The organism is Polynucleobacter sp. UB-Tiil-W10, assembly GCF_018881605.1.
Taxonomy (GTDB): Bacteria; Pseudomonadota; Gammaproteobacteria; order Burkholderiales; family Burkholderiaceae; genus Polynucleobacter.
This window is the reverse complement of the sequence record NZ_JACVPZ010000001.1, coordinates 985,421-999,520: the sequence shown is the minus strand read 5'-3', so window position 1 is coordinate 999,520 and position 14,100 is coordinate 985,421. Positions and strand designations below refer to the sequence as shown.

The window sequence follows — 14,100 nt, the reverse complement described above, 5'->3', positions numbered from 1 at the left end:
TCTAGGGATGGAAAGCCAAAAATCATCCTCAAATACTCAATTTGTTATTGCCCCATCCATTTTGTCCGCTGACTTCGCCTGCTTAGGCAAGGAAGTACAGGATGTTTTAGTGGCAGGCGCTGACTGGATTCACTTTGATGTGATGGATAACCACTATGTACCCAATCTCACTATTGGCCCCTTAGTTTGTGAGGCTATTCGCCCATATGCAAGCAAAGATGGCAAGCCCGCAGTCATTGATGTGCACTTGATGATTGAACCAGTTGATCGTATCGTTCCTGACTTTGCTAAAGCGGGTGCAAATTTAATTAGCTTTCATCCCGAGGCAAGCCCCCATGTCAATCGCACCCTGAACTTGATTCGCGACCAAGGATGTCAAGCAGGCCTCGTATTAAATCCAGCGACACCGCTTGACCATCTCGATCACACAATGGAATTGCTTGATCTTGTATTGCTCATGTCAGTGAACCCAGGTTTCGGTGGTCAATCATTTATCCCAAGCACTCTGCATAAAATCACTCAAGTACGTGCACGCCTCGATCGCTATCAAGCAGAAACTGGAAGACACATTCGTCTTGAAGTGGATGGCGGAATTAAAGTCGACAACATTGCGGAAGTAGCGCGAGCTGGTGCGGATACTTTTGTTGCTGGTTCAGCGATTTATGCAAAAGAGAATTACGCACAAGTAATCGAAGCGATGCGCACTGAATTAGGAAAGTCAGGAAAAGCGTAATGCAACGTGAAGAATTTAATATCCTGGTCAAGCAGGGCTTCAATCGCATTCCTCTGATCAAAGAGGTTTTAGCAGACTTAGAGACTCCACTATCTCTCTACGTCAAACTCACGCAGGCATTTGGTAAAAAAAATACTTACTTATTAGAGTCTGTGTTGGGTGGCGAGCGTTTCGGCCGCTTCTCCTTTATTGGCCTACCTGCAAAGACTATTGTGAGAGCTGTTGGCACACCTTCTTCACCAGTAAATGAAGTGGTAACTGATGGAAAAATTGTTGAGACCAATACAGATAATCCACTCGACTTTGTAGATGCTTATTTCAAGCGCTTTAAGGTGGCTTTACAGGCTGACATGCCACGCTTTTGTGGTGGCCTTGCCGGTTATTTTGGCTATGACACAGTTCGCTACATTGAGTCACGCTTAGCTAAGCATCAACTACCAGATGAATTGGGTGTACCTGATATTCAACTTATGTTGACTGAAGAGTTAGCAGTGATTGATAACGTCGCTGGGAAAATTTACATGATAGTTTATGCAGATCCGAGCATTACAGATTGCTTTGAAAAAGCACAGGGTCGTTTAAAGGAATTACTTGCTTGTCTTGGTAAGCCAGCAAATATGCCAGCATCTTTACCAAGCACTAAAACTGATCTCATCCGCAAATTCAAAGCAGAAGATTTTGAAAAGGCAGTACTCAAAACCAAAGAATATATTTTGGCCGGTGATTGCATGCAAGTTGTGATTGGTCAACGCATTAGCAAGCCATTTACAGACTCTCCATTAGCCCTCTATAGAGCCCTGCGCTCACTTAATCCATCGCCTTATATGTATTTCTATGATTTTGGCGATATGCAAATCGTAGGCTCATCTCCTGAGATCTTAGTACGCCAAGAAAAACGTGCCTCAGAGAAGATTGTCACCATACGACCACTTGCCGGAACTCGTCATCGCGGAGCAAACCCGGAGGAGGATGAGCGCTTAGCCAAGGAGCTCTTGGCTGACCCGAAAGAAATAGCAGAACACGTGATGCTGATTGACCTAGCCCGCAATGATGTGGGACGCATTGCCAAAACGGGTTCAGTCAAAGTAACCGATTCCATGTCAATTGAGAAGTACTCTCATGTTCAGCACATCGTGAGCTCGGTAGAAGGTCATCTTTTGGATAACATGAGCAATATGGATGTGCTTCGTGCCACTTTTCCAGCGGGAACCTTATCGGGCGCACCAAAAATTCGGGCGATGGAAATTATTGATGAAATGGAAATTGTGAAACGCGGCGTATATGGTGGTGCAGTGGGTTACCTATCTTTCTCGGGTGATATGGATGTAGCGATTGCCATTCGTACGGGTGTTATCCGTGATGGCATGTTGCATTCTCAGGCTGGGGCAGGCGTAGTGGCTGACTCCGACCCAACTGCCGAATGGAAAGAAACTGAAGCCAAAGCACGCGCAGTATTGACTGCAGCAGATTTAGTACAAGGAGGACTCGATGCTCCTAATGATTGATAACTATGATTCCTTTACCTACAACCTCGTACAGTATTTTGCAGAACTAGGTGAAGAGGTAAAAGTCTTTCGCAATGATGAAATTGCGGTTGAAGATATTGCTAAGCTCAATCCAGCGCGCATTTGCATCTCGCCAGGCCCTTGCAGTCCTTCAGAGGCAGGCATCTCCGTCGACACCATCAAGCGCTACGCTGGTCAAATCCCCATTCTTGGTGTTTGTCTAGGACATCAAGCTATTGGTGAAGCCTTTGGCGGAAATGTGATTCGCGCCCAAAAAGTCATGCATGGCAAGACGGATAGCATTCAGCACACAGGTGTAGGTGTGTTTAATAATTTGCCCAACCCATTTAAGGTTACCCGCTATCACTCACTCGCTATTGAGAAAAGTTCCTTGCCTGCAATGCTAGAAGTAACCGCAACCTCATCCGATGGCGAGATCATGGGTGTACGCCACAAAGAGCTTGCGGTTGAAGGCGTGCAGTTCCATCCAGAATCTATTCTTTCTGAGCACGGCCACGCTTTGCTCAAGAATTTTTTGCAAAATAAATAAAGTTTACTAATAGCGCTATGTCGATTACACCGCAAGAAGCCCTACAACGCTGTATTGAACATCGGGAACTATTTCATGACGAGATGACGGCGATGATGCGTCTCATCATGAGCGGTGAAATGTCGCCAGAGCTTGTTGCTGGATTACTTGTGGCCCTGCGTACTAAAAAAGAAACTGTTGGTGAAATCGCTGCAGCCGCACAAGTCATGCGTGAGTTTGCCACCTCAGTGAAGGTTGATGACCGCAGTCAATTGGTGGATGTAGTGGGTACTGGCGGTGATGGCGCACATACTTTTAATATTTCAACCGCCGCTATGTTTGTAGCCGCAGGTGCAGGTGCAAAGATTGCCAAACATGGTAATCGCAGTGTCAGCAGTAAGTCAGGAAGTGCGGATGTATTAGAGGCGCTTGGTGTCAATCTAGCTTTGTCTGCCGATCAAGTCGCTAAATGTATCTCCACAGTGGGCGCTGGCTTTATGTTTGCCCCAAACCACCACCCAGCCATGAAGAACGTAGTACCTATACGAAAGCAACTAGGTGTTAGAACTATTTTCAACATCCTAGGGCCCCTCACTAACCCCGCTGATGCCAAACGGATATTGATGGGCGTATTTCATCCTGACCTTGTAGGAATTCAGGCTCGTGTTCTACAAGCCTTGGGAATGGAACATGCGCTAGTGGTTTATGGGCGTGATGGTCTAGATGAAATTTCTTTAGAGGGACCAACTTTGGTTGGAGAACTCAAAGATGGCGTGGTAAGTGAATATGAAATTCAACCGCAAGACTTTGGATTAAGTACCGCCCCTACCAACAGCTTTAAAGTTGCCAATGCAGCAGAGTCCAAAAAAATAGTTCTAGACGTGCTTGATGGCAAGTTAGGGGCAGCTAGTGACATTGTTTGTCTCAATGCTGGCGCAACACTCTATGTAGCTGGGGTTGCTAAAGATATTGCCAACGGCGTTGCCCTAGCCAAAGCAACCATTATCTCTGGTGCGGCACGTCAAAAATTAGACGCTTTTGTTATAGCAACACAATCTAAATAATTCCGAAGACATGAGCGATATCCTCGACAAAATTGTTGCTACCAAAAAGATTGAAGTAGCCAGTTGCCTGCAGAAAATTTCACTTGCTAATCAACGTGAGCAAGCCGAGGCTAACAATGAAGATGTGCTACTGAAACCAAGAGGATTTATTCAGGCCATTGAAAACAAGATCTCTGCCGGTAAGGCAGGTGTCATTACTGAAATTAAAAAGGCAAGCCCAAGTAAAGGGGTCTTGCGCGAGAACTTCTTGCCTGCATCTATTGCGCAATCCTATGAGAAACATGGCGCCGCTTGTTTATCAGTACTGACTGATGTAGATTATTTCCAAGGCTGCAATGCCTATCTTCAGCAAGCACGTGCTGCATGCCAAATTCCCGTTCTTCGCAAAGACTTCACCATAGACCCTTATCAAGTTTATGAAGCACGCGCTATTGGTGCTGATGCAATCTTGCTCATCGTGGCATGCCTAGAATTAAATCAAATGAAAGAGCTTGAGGCTTGCGCCCATGAATTAGGTCTAGATGTTTTAGTGGAAGTTCACAATGCTCCCGAATTAGAGCAAGCACTAGAACTAAAGACATCATTACTCGGCATCAATAATCGCAACCTCAAGACCTTTGAGGTGACTCTACAAACCACCCTCTCTCTGCTATCCATGGTGCCAAACAATAAAACCTTGGTGACAGAGTCAGGCATCTTGAATCGCGCTGATGTAGAGCTCATGCGCAACAACCAAATCAACGCCTTCTTGGTTGGGGAAGCGTTCATGCGCGCTAATGATCCAGGCGCCGCCCTTAGCGAGCTATTTTCCTAACTTTTCTCAAAAGATCTAAGCAATATTTGATCAAAGAAATGAGTAGTAGCGAGCCCAGCACATCGCCAATGAACATCACTAGAAAGTGATTAATGCTGCCCGTATTTTCTAGCGTCATCATAGAGAACCATAGCTGGTGTAGGCCCGCCGTTAACAAAGCATAAATCAAAATACAAGCAATCAATTTTGGGAGGTTTAAATTACTTAAATCCGAATCAAGCCGAAGATTTCTAAACACAAAATATCTGGCTAAGTAAGGCGCGAATCCGGAAATCAAACCAATCCCAACACACACAATTAAGTTATGTGGAAACTCCCCGTAATAACTAATTAAAAATGAAGCTATAGCAATACCAATTGCGCCAGGTAAGCCAAAGATCAGAGTGAGAAATAAGCGCAGACCGGCGGGTAAATAAATCCAACTCACCCCTAATCCAAATGTGATGTCGCTAGTTATCCAGTTATTGAAATAAAAAAGAAATGTGTACGCCATCGAACTAATGACGCATCCGATAAACCATTCTGAAAAAATTTTTAATAATTTAGACATTGAAATGGGTATGGTTTATTTTTTAATTGACACACATCAATTGCTAAAGTTAGATCCTAGGAATAGAATGGCGCTATCTCAAGAGTTAGTAAATATTCATTAAACAATAAATATGCCAACCCCCAAAACCTCATCCTACATTAAGTTTCTGAACTTGGTTGATGCCATTGATCGCATTAACCCAGGAAAAAAACTCGACTGCATCGAAGAGAGCTTGCTCGATAAAATCGTTTCATGCGCTCACGCAAAGCAGGCAATTTTGGTTGGTGATTTGATTTCTATTTCTGACTTAGGCTCACAAGCTACTTTGCACGGTCGCCTCAAAAATCTCAGCGCCTTGGGCTATATCAAAATGGCAGCGAATGCCGATGGCCGAAAAAAAGAAGTGCTACCAACTAAGCTAGCCATGAGGCGCTATGAAGAAATGTCTAAATGCTTGGAGAAGGCAGCGAAAGCAGCTTAATAATTCTCAATTTCTCTCGCCACATAAGCAAAAAGCCCTTTTCAGGGCTTTTTTATTGGGCAAAAATAAGATTGCTTTAGACGTTAAACAAGAAGTTCAATACATCACCGTCTTTAACAACATACTCTTTGCCTTCAGCACGCATCTTGCCAGCTTCCTTGGCGCCGGCCTCGCCTTTGAACTGAACAAAATCATCGTAAGAAATTGTCTGGGCACGAATAAAGCCACGCTCAAAGTCAGTATGAATGACGCCAGCAGCTTGAGGTGCCGTATCGCCTAAGTGAATAGTCCAAGCACGAACCTCTTTAACACCAGCCGTGAAATATGTTTGCAAACCCAGCAATGTATAACCAGCGCGAATCACACGATCCAACCCAGGCTCTTCCATGCCTAGGTCTGCCAAGAACTCAATCTTGTCAGCTTCCTCTAGGTCCGCTATTTCTGCCTCGATTGCAGCGCATACAGCTACGACCGGGGCATTCTCTTTAGCAGCGTGCTGCTTAACAGCTTCGAGATGGGGATTATTTGAAAAGCCATCCTCTTTTACGTTTGCAACATACATTGCAGGCTTTGCTGTAATCAAACACAGAGGTTTAATTAGTAATTTTTCGTCATCATTTAAGTTCAAACTGCGTACTGGCAAAGCAGAATCGAGATGGGCTTGGACTTTAGTGAGAACAGCAACCAAGGCGGCAGCCTCTTTATCATTCCCAGACTTAGCAGCCTTGCTTGAGCGATTTAGAGTCTTCTCAACCGTTGCCAGGTCCGATAAAGCCAATTCGGTGTCGATAACACCAATGTCGGCAATAGGATCAATTTTTCCAGCAACGTGAATGACGTTAGGGTCCTCAAAACACCGCACCACATGGGTAATGGCATCCGTTTCGCGAATATTAGCTAAAAACTGATTGCCAAGGCCTTCGCCTTTTGAGGCGCCAGCTACCAAACCAGCAATATCGACAAATTCGACAGCTGCCGGCAGAATGCGCTCGGGCTTGACTATCTCAGCCAAGGAAGCTAAACGGGGGTCAGGAACCTCAACCACGCCCACATTGGGCTCAATCGTGCAGAAAGGATAGTTTTCCGCTGCGATTCCAGCCTTGGTAAGCGCATTAAAGAGGGTAGATTTGCCGACGTTAGGCAGGCCGACGATGCCACATTTCAAAGACATATCCGTATTGTAAAGGGGCTGGTTTCGATATCATCGAGTTATGTCAGAAGTTCACCAAAATTACCTCTTAAAGCCCTCTCCTCCGAGCCCCCAAAACCGCACTGTTGATGTTGCGGTGGTTGGTGGAGGCATTGCAGGTAAGGCTTGCGCCCTAGGTCTAGCCCAGCTTGGTCTTCATACTATCGAAATTGCCCCCGATTTAGGGCAAAGCGTCCCAAGCCCGCAAGGCACTCAATGGGGTCAAAGAATCTATGCTTTTTCACCAAGCACCCAAAAATTATTAGCCCATTTGCATATTTGGGATGCGATCGATCACAGTCGTCTGCAACCCGTTCGGGATATGCGCATTTATGGTGATCGCGGCGAAAAAGATGATCAACTCCATCTTTCTGCATTTGAAGCAGGCACTCCGCAACTCGCCTGGATTGGAGAATCCAATTTAATCGAACACACCATTGATCAGGCTTCGCGCTTTCAAAATAAATTAGAACGGATTAGTGATGCTGTTGAAAAGATCAATGTAGATACCGATGGCAGCACTCTATATTTAAAAAATGGTGGAACTATTCGTGCGCAACTTGTGATTGCAGCCGACGGTGCTAATTCTCCAATTCGAAACGAACTTGGCATTAGTGCAAGTGAAGAAAGTTATTCCCAAAGTGCAGTTGTTGCCAATTGGCTTTGCGCCTACCCACACCTAGAAACTGCTTATCAGTGGTTCTTACGTGGTGGCGATATTATTGCCATGCTTCCCTTGCCCGGCAAACAAGTCTCCATGGTTTGGTCTACCTCACCGGAGCAGGCTGCAGAATTATTAAAGCTCGATCAAGCGCAGTGGCTAGGTCAATTTGCTTCTATAGCTAATGGTGCAATTGTTAAACAGTTAGGTGATCTCACTCTTAACTCTACGCCAGCCGCATTCCCATTAAGAAAAATTCGAGCCAAGCGATTTATTGGACCCGATGCCTTTCCAAAGGTTGTACTGATTGGGGATGCAGCTCACGTTATGCACCCTCTAGCTGGGCAAGGTCTAAATCTAGGACTAAGAGATGTAGCGGTGCTACTGAATATTTTGGGCAAGAAAGAATCTTTCCGCTCACCAAGCGACTTAGTACTACTTCGTCGTTATGAACGACAGCGTCAGGGTGATACCAGCGCTCTCTTGTGGGTTACCGATAAACTCAAGAAATTATTTTCTGCAAGCAGCAGCACGGAACGACAACTCCGTAATTGGGGTCTGGGTCTAGTGAATAAAAGCCACTTTATTAAACAGCGCTTAATCGAACGCGCTTTAGGAGAAATTGATTTTGAATAAATTCTTATCTGCGATTGCTTTTATTGGGGCAACACTACTTTATATTGGCTCAGCTCATGCGCAACCAGAGCAACAAATAAAAACTGAAGTTCAAAAGAAGTTGGGTACTAATGCAAAGGTAAAAAGTGTTTCTCCAGCACCCATTTCTGGTTTATATGAAGTATTGGTTGGCAACGATATTTTTTATACTGACGCCTCTGCAAAATATCTCATACAAGGCGAAATCATTGAGCTTGCGTCAGGTAAAAATATGACCGAGCAAAGACAGGCAGACTTAAATCGCATTAAATGGAGCGACTTAAACCCTGCAAATGCCATCAAAAATGTACGCGGTAATGGTAGTCGTCAATTCGCCGTCTTCTCTGACCCCAACTGCGGTTACTGCAAGCGTCTAGAAAAATCTCTTCAGCAGCTCGATAACGTCACAATCTACACTTATTTGATTCCGATCCTATCGTCTGACTCAGCGCAGAAATCAAAACAAATTTGGTGCTCTTCTGATCCCTACAAGGCATATATAGACTGGATGATTAACGGTATTGCACCTAGCGGCAAAGGTGAGTGCAGCACACCGCTAGATAAGAATATGGCCTTTGCTAAAACCTATGGCATTACTGGCACACCTACTCTTTTCTTTACTGATGGCAGCCGCTTTCCTGGGGCAGTACAGATTGCCGATATTGAAAAGAAATTTAGCTCGCTGAAATAAAGACCATGAATCCTGCCGACTTACCTGCAATCCAATATACGGTCTGGCCAGAAGATCTGCATGGTCATCGCTTTCGGATCAAGCTTCATATTGCAAACCCTGCCCCCGATGGTCAAGTACTCCAAATGCCAGCCTGGATTCCGGGCAGCTATTTAATTCGGGATTTCAGCAAGCAAATTGAATCGATTGAGGCCTACTCAATTGCTAGCACTAGAAAAAAAATTGCTCTCGAGCGTATCGATAATGACCATTGGCATTTGTCGCCCGTTGAAGGCCCTGTAGAAATCCTCACTACTGTTTACGCTTTTGACTCTTCGGTACGCGCAGCATATTTAGATACCGAACGGGCATTCTTTAATGCCTCCAGCTTATGTATAGCAGTAAAGGGGCAAGAGCACTTGCCATGCTCCCTCGCCATTACTGCGCCAGAGCTTGCATTTGCAGATCATTGGACGGTACAAACCACTTTAAGGGCAGTTAAAACTGATAATCTTGGATTTGGATATTACCTGGCAAAAAATTATGACGACTTACTAGATCACCCAGTAGCGATGGGTGAGTTCCAACTCGTGCACTGGAAATCGAATGGTGTTGCTCATCGCATGGCAATACAGGGATGCAATCACATTGTTGACACCAAACGTCTTGCGCAAGATTTACAGGCAATCTGCACTAGCACTATTGATCTGTTTGAGCCTGAGACCAAGCATGCTCCATTCGGAGAATATCTTTTCTTGGTAAACGCAGTTTTGAATGGCTATGGTGGTCTTGAGCATCGCAATAGCACTGCATTACTTTGTCGTCGCGATCAAATTCCTCAAGACAATATTCTCTTTGAAGAATCTGCTTATAGAGAATTCTTAGGTTTATGTAGTCACGAATATTTTCATGCATGGCTGGTTAAGCGTATTCAACCCAAAGCCTTTCAGCCTTATGATCTATCCAAACGTAATCACACTCGCTTGCTCTGGATATTTGAAGGCTTCACCAGTTATTACGATGACCTCCAACTATTGCGTAGCAAGCGGATTGATCTCAAAACTTATTTAAAACTAGTTTCCGATAATTGGAATGGGATCTTGCGCGGCCCTGGACGCCATAAGCAAAGCTTGGCTGACAGTTCTTTCGATGCTTGGACTAAGTATTACCAAGTAGACGAAAATACTCCGAATGCAGTCGTAAGCTATTACGGTAAAGGTGCTTTGATAGCGCTTGGTCTCGATTTACAAATTCGCGCCTTCTCAAAAAATAAACAATCCCTTGATGATCTTGTGCGCTTACTTTGGCGCAAGCATGGCGTCCATGGTATTGCAGAAGATGGGCTAGACGAGTTGATTGTTGAATTACTAGGAAATGGCTTTAGCAAAATCTGGAATGATATGAAGGCACGCTATATTTTTGGTGTTGAAGATATTCCCCTGCAGAAATGGATTAACTCAAATCTGATTTCTGTAAAACCAAAATCTCAGTCCACTTTGGAAAAAATTAAACTTCAATTTGGTATGCGTCATTCTGATACCAATGGCTGGCTTAGGGTTACCCACGTTCTTGATGGCGGCATTGCCCAAACGGCCGGTCTAGCAGCTGGTGACTTACTAGCCAGTATTGATGGGCAACGTATAACCAGCACACGCTGGGATAAGGTTTTGGCCAGCCTGTCCGAAAATTCTTATACCCGCATCACTTTTTATCGAGATGATCTTGAGCATGAGCGCATGGTCTCGCTACAGTCCGCTCAAATACCAGAACAATATGAACTGACACCCAAGAAAGATGCTTGACCGAAATTGAAAGCGCTATTTTCCAAAGACGATATTCCAAATGATTGGCGTGAATTACTGGGAGATTATTTCGAGTCTACAGAATGGCATTTTCTAGAAAAAAATTTGCAGTCTGCTCTCGCACTAGATGCTGTCTCTATTAGGCCTGAGCCTCAAAACTTTTTTAAAGCTCTCAAACTCTGTCCTGTAGATTCAGTAAAAGTCGTTATCCTTGGTCAAGACCCTTATCACTCACCTGGATTGGCGCAAGGATTAGCCTTCTCCATTCCAGCGCAGATTGCAGTGAACTCACGAGAATTTCCCAGCTCACTGCGCAATATCAGAAAAGCACTGGCACTAGAGGGTTTTGGATCCTTGTCAAATGGAGACCTTCATCACTGGGCTCAACAAGGGGTGCTTCTGCTCAACACAGCCTTAAGTGTCAAATTGGGTGAAGCAGGTAGCCATACCAATCTGGGGTGGAAGAGTTTGATTGACCTTCTTATTAGCGCATTAGCAAAACAAAAGTCCAATATTGTCTGGATGTTATGGGGAGGGCACGCCCAATCTAAATTGCCGCTGATTGAGAGCGGCAGAACACAACATATTTTGCAGTCTTCTCATCCATCCGGCTTGGGGGTTTACAAGACAAATAGGCCTTTTTTGGAGCCTGGAGGTAAAGCAAGTTGTGGTCACTTCACCCAAGCGAATCAATGGCTAATTGAACACAAGGCTTCACCTATTCAGTGGGTTGAAAGCCCCCAGACCGACCTATTTAGCTAAAGCGGTAAAGACACAGCCTAAAGCACAAGAAACAAAAATAGCACTTGCCCATTCCAGGATTTGGCCAGACTGGAAAAGACCCCAGTATTGCCCTAAATACGAGCTGGTAGCCGCTGCAACAAACCCAAGCAAGGAGGCGAAGAGGATTTTTCCAGGCCTAAGCCCAGCTGAAGTGCCGGGATAAAAAATCCATGTGGATGCCCCAGAAATACCCCCAATCACCAGAAAAGCCAAAAACCCCATTGATACCCCCATTAATGCTGCCATCAAATCTATAATCGCCATTATGAAGTTGTTGACACTCGGCATCAATCATCACACAGCGCCGCTAGCCGTTCGGGAAAAAGTCGCCTTTGACCCTGAATTTCTTCAAGAAGCGTTACACGATCTTCGCCAACATTTAGTTGGCGCGAATCAGGCTGGGCTGCCCGAAGCTACGATTTTGTCTACTTGCAACCGCACCGAGGTGTACTGCGCTGCCAATGATGCCAGCGCTGCAGGACTTTTGCATGAGGCTACTTTTGATTGGCTAGCCAAAACCCAACAACTTGCTCCAAGCAGTCTTGAGCCCCACATTTATTCACTACCGCAATCGGATGCTGTTCGACATGCCTTCAGAGTGGCGTGCGGTCTAGATTCTATGGTGATTGGCGAGACCCAGATCTTAGGTCAAATGAAAGATGCAGTTCGCACTGCAAATGATGCTGGCGTTTTGGGAACCTATCTCAACCAACTTTTTCAGAAAACATTTGCGGTAGCTAAAGAGGTTCGTGGCTCAACTGAAATCGGCGCGCACTCTATTTCAATGGCTGCAGCATCCGTTCGTCTATCAGAGCGGATCTTTGAAAAAATTTCAGACCAAAAGATCTTATTTATTGGCGCAGGTGAAATGATCACTTTATGCGCCACTCATTTTGTTGCCCGCAAACCCAAGAATGTAGCCATTGCCAACCGAACTATTGAGCGTGGTCAGGAGCTGGCAGATTCAATATCAGAGCAAGATGTAGAAGCCGAATCGTTCAAGCTTTCAGAGTTACCTGGACGTTTACACGAGTTTGACATTATTGTGTCCAGCACAGCCTCATCCCTACCCATCATTGGCCTCGGTATGGTGGAGAGCGCCCTGAAACAGCGTCGGCACAAACCTATGGTGATGATTGATTTAGCGGTTCCACGGGATTTTGAGCCAGAGATCTCCAGATTAGATGACATCTACCTTTATACCGTCGATGACTTAGGAGTCATGATTCAGACTGGTACTAACTTACGTCAAGCGGCTGTTAGTCAGGCTGAAGCAATCATTGAAGATCGCGTTGGTAACTTTATGCATTGGATGCAAGGCCGTAAAGCGGTTCCACTCATTCAAGATATTCAGCAACAAGGTGAACGATTGCGTCAACTCGAGCTTGAACGTGCAATGAAACGTTTAATGCGCGGTGAGGATCCACAAGAAGTTCTCAATGCAATGGCCCAAGGCCTAACCAATAAATTTTTACATGGTTCGCTCCATGCATTACAACACTCTAATGGCGCTGAGCGTGACGCCCTAATTAAGTTGTTGCCTAAATTATTCGCCTCGCATTCCAAGCCAGAAGACCATTAGATGAAGCCCAGCATGCGGGCTAAGCTAGACCACCTAGACACGCGCTTAGCCGAACTTAATTCCTTATTAACCTCTGAAGAAGCAACCAAAAATATGGATGCCTATCGGAAGCTCACGCGTGAACATTCCGATATTGCTAAGGTGGTTGAGCAGTTTGGCTTATACAAGCAAGCAGAGGCAGATGCTCAAGCAGCAGAAGAGATGCGCAAAGATCCTGAAATGAAAGACTTTGCTGATGATGAGCAAAAGCAGGCTTTAGCTACGATGGAAGAGCTAGAAGGGGTGCTGCAAAAACTCCTTCTCCCCAAGGATGAGAATGATGAGCGTAATGTCTTCTTAGAAATTCGTGCAGGTACTGGTGGCGATGAGAGCGCCCTTTTTGCTAGTGATCTCCTGCGCATGTACACACGGTTTGCCGAACGCCAAGGTTGGAGAGTGGAAATGGTGAATGCGGCTGAATCGGATTTAGGCGGATACAAGGAAGTAGTCTTGCGTCTTGTAGGCCAGTCTGTTTACTCCCGACTGAAGTTTGAATCTGGCGGTCATCGCGTCCAACGCGTTCCGCAAACAGAGACTCAAGGTCGCATCCATACATCTGCTTGCACTGTAGCTGTAATGCCAGAAGCAGATGAGCTTGAAGCAGTCAAAATTAATCCCGCAGAATTACGCATCGACACCTTCCGCGCTTCTGGTGCTGGAGGTCAGCATATTAATAAAACAGATTCTGCGGTGCGTATCACCCACTTACCCACCGGTACTGTTGTTGAATGCCAAGATGATCGCAGCCAGCACCGCAACCGAGAACAAGCCATGAAGGTTTTGGTTTCTCGCATTATGGATGCCCGCGAACGCGAGAAGCATCAGCTCGAAGCCCAAACCAGAAAGTCCCTGGTTGGTTCTGGCGATCGCAGTGATCGTATTCGTACCTATAACTTCCCTCAAGGTCGCATTACCGACCACCGCATCAACCTAACGCTTTATAAAATTGATGCCATGATGGATGGCGATATTGATGATCTATGCAACGCTCTTGCATCCGAGCATCAGGCAGAGCTCCTTGCGGCTCTTGGTGATAACTAAGTCATAACTAAGCGATACCTG

General features: G+C 45.4%; 15 protein-coding genes. 12 read left to right on the top strand and 3 right to left on the bottom strand.

The features are described 5' to 3' along the window. Positions 1–7: 7 nt before the first annotated feature. Genes rpe through trpC form a run of 5 tightly spaced genes read left to right on the top strand, consistent with a single transcriptional unit; the run spans position 8 to position 4,645 of the window. The gene (gene rpe, locus ICN33_RS05125) at positions 8–733 is read left to right on the top strand and encodes a ribulose-phosphate 3-epimerase (protein WP_216195070.1); all 726 of its coding nucleotides are present in this window, start codon (positions 8–10) and stop codon (positions 731–733) included. Next, complete coding sequence (gene trpE / locus ICN33_RS05120; protein ID WP_216195068.1) at positions 733–2,238, top strand: anthranilate synthase component I; 1,506 nt, start codon at positions 733–735, stop codon at positions 2,236–2,238. The genes rpe and trpE overlap by 1 nt, the downstream gene beginning before the upstream one ends. Further along, entirely contained in the window at positions 2,222–2,788 is a 567-nt protein-coding gene (locus ICN33_RS05115; protein WP_216195066.1) for an aminodeoxychorismate/anthranilate synthase component II, read from the top strand. The genes trpE and ICN33_RS05115 overlap by 17 nt, the downstream gene beginning before the upstream one ends. 17 nt (positions 2,789–2,805) lie before the next feature. After that, positions 2,806–3,831 (top strand): anthranilate phosphoribosyltransferase, encoded by a 1,026-nt coding sequence (gene trpD / locus ICN33_RS05110; RefSeq protein WP_216195064.1) that lies wholly within the window; start codon positions 2,806–2,808, stop codon positions 3,829–3,831. 10 nt (positions 3,832–3,841) lie between these two features. Then, positions 3,842–4,645, top strand: a complete 804-nt coding sequence (trpC, locus tag ICN33_RS05105; RefSeq protein WP_216195062.1) for an indole-3-glycerol phosphate synthase TrpC — start codon at positions 3,842–3,844, stop codon at positions 4,643–4,645. Here trpC and ICN33_RS05100 read toward each other — a convergent pair. Continuing rightward, positions 4,626–5,072: a hypothetical protein gene (locus tag ICN33_RS05100; RefSeq protein WP_370623227.1), complete on the bottom strand. Its 447-nt coding sequence runs from the start codon at positions 5,070–5,072 to the stop codon at positions 4,626–4,628. The genes trpC and ICN33_RS05100 overlap by 20 nt on opposite strands. Before the next feature lie 235 nt (positions 5,073–5,307). Here ICN33_RS05100 and ICN33_RS05095 point away from each other — a divergent pair, with 235 nt between their 5' ends. After that, positions 5,308–5,658, top strand: a complete 351-nt coding sequence (locus ICN33_RS05095) for a hypothetical protein (RefSeq protein ID WP_216195057.1) — start codon at positions 5,308–5,310, stop codon at positions 5,656–5,658. A gap of 76 nt (positions 5,659–5,734) precedes the next feature. Here the strand turns inward: ICN33_RS05095 and ychF are convergent, their stop codons facing one another. Further along, a complete protein-coding gene (ychF, locus tag ICN33_RS05090) occupies positions 5,735–6,829 on the bottom strand; it encodes a redox-regulated ATPase YchF (protein ID WP_216195055.1) in 1,095 nt (364 codons plus the stop codon). A 40-nt stretch (positions 6,830–6,869) separates the two neighbouring features. Here ychF and ICN33_RS05085 point away from each other — a divergent pair, with 40 nt between their 5' ends. From ICN33_RS05085 to ICN33_RS05070, 4 genes are read left to right on the top strand one after another with little or no spacing between them, the layout of a single operon-like run. Beyond that, the gene (locus tag ICN33_RS05085) at positions 6,870–8,144 is read left to right on the top strand and encodes an FAD-dependent monooxygenase (protein WP_216195053.1); all 1,275 of its coding nucleotides are present in this window, start codon (positions 6,870–6,872) and stop codon (positions 8,142–8,144) included. Continuing rightward, entirely contained in the window at positions 8,137–8,853 is a 717-nt protein-coding gene (locus ICN33_RS05080; protein WP_216195052.1) for a DsbC family protein, read from the top strand. Before ICN33_RS05085 ends, ICN33_RS05080 begins: the two co-directional genes overlap by 8 nt. Positions 8,854–8,858: 5 nt before the next feature. Next, positions 8,859–10,634: a M61 family metallopeptidase gene (locus ICN33_RS05075; RefSeq protein ID WP_216195050.1), complete on the top strand. Its 1,776-nt coding sequence runs from the start codon at positions 8,859–8,861 to the stop codon at positions 10,632–10,634. 6 nt (positions 10,635–10,640) lie between these two features. Next, positions 10,641–11,396 carry a uracil-DNA glycosylase gene (locus ICN33_RS05070; protein ID WP_216195048.1) on the top strand — a complete coding sequence of 252 codons (756 nt, stop codon included), beginning with the start codon at positions 10,641–10,643 and terminating at the stop codon, positions 11,394–11,396. Here ICN33_RS05070 and ICN33_RS05065 read toward each other — a convergent pair. Further along, positions 11,385–11,681: a hypothetical protein gene (locus ICN33_RS05065; protein ID WP_255530663.1), complete on the bottom strand. Its 297-nt coding sequence runs from the start codon at positions 11,679–11,681 to the stop codon at positions 11,385–11,387. The genes ICN33_RS05070 and ICN33_RS05065 overlap by 12 nt on opposite strands. Position 11,682: 1 nt before the next feature. On the opposite strand from ICN33_RS05065, the gene hemA reads away from it, so the two are divergent. Beyond that, positions 11,683–12,999 carry a glutamyl-tRNA reductase gene (gene hemA, locus ICN33_RS05060; protein WP_216195046.1) on the top strand — a complete coding sequence of 439 codons (1,317 nt, stop codon included), beginning with the start codon at positions 11,683–11,685 and terminating at the stop codon, positions 12,997–12,999. Next, a complete protein-coding gene (gene prfA / locus ICN33_RS05055; RefSeq protein ID WP_216195044.1) occupies positions 13,000–14,079 on the top strand; it encodes a peptide chain release factor 1 in 1,080 nt (359 codons plus the stop codon). It begins immediately after the preceding gene. Positions 14,080–14,100 lie beyond the last annotated feature (21 nt).

Coding starts and splice junctions, on each gene's coding strand:
- rpe (WP_216195070.1), top strand. CDS start 8: ATGGAAAGCCAAAAATCATCCTCAAATACTCAATTTGTTATTGCCCCA.
- trpE (WP_216195068.1), top strand. CDS start 733: ATGCAACGTGAAGAATTTAATATCCTGGTCAAGCAGGGCTTCAATCGC.
- ICN33_RS05115 (WP_216195066.1), top strand. CDS start 2,222: ATGCTCCTAATGATTGATAACTATGATTCCTTTACCTACAACCTCGTA.
- trpD (WP_216195064.1), top strand. CDS start 2,806: ATGTCGATTACACCGCAAGAAGCCCTACAACGCTGTATTGAACATCGG.
- trpC (WP_216195062.1), top strand. CDS start 3,842: ATGAGCGATATCCTCGACAAAATTGTTGCTACCAAAAAGATTGAAGTA.
- ICN33_RS05095 (WP_216195057.1), top strand. CDS start 5,308: ATGCCAACCCCCAAAACCTCATCCTACATTAAGTTTCTGAACTTGGTT.
- ychF (WP_216195055.1), bottom strand. CDS start 6,829: ATGTCTTTGAAATGTGGCATCGTCGGCCTGCCTAACGTCGGCAAATCT.
- ICN33_RS05085 (WP_216195053.1), top strand. CDS start 6,870: ATGTCAGAAGTTCACCAAAATTACCTCTTAAAGCCCTCTCCTCCGAGC.
- ICN33_RS05075 (WP_216195050.1), top strand. CDS start 8,859: ATGAATCCTGCCGACTTACCTGCAATCCAATATACGGTCTGGCCAGAA.
- ICN33_RS05065 (WP_255530663.1), bottom strand. CDS start 11,681: ATGGCGATTATAGATTTGATGGCAGCATTAATGGGGGTATCAATGGGG.
- hemA (WP_216195046.1), top strand. CDS start 11,683: ATGAAGTTGTTGACACTCGGCATCAATCATCACACAGCGCCGCTAGCC.
- prfA (WP_216195044.1), top strand. CDS start 13,000: ATGAAGCCCAGCATGCGGGCTAAGCTAGACCACCTAGACACGCGCTTA.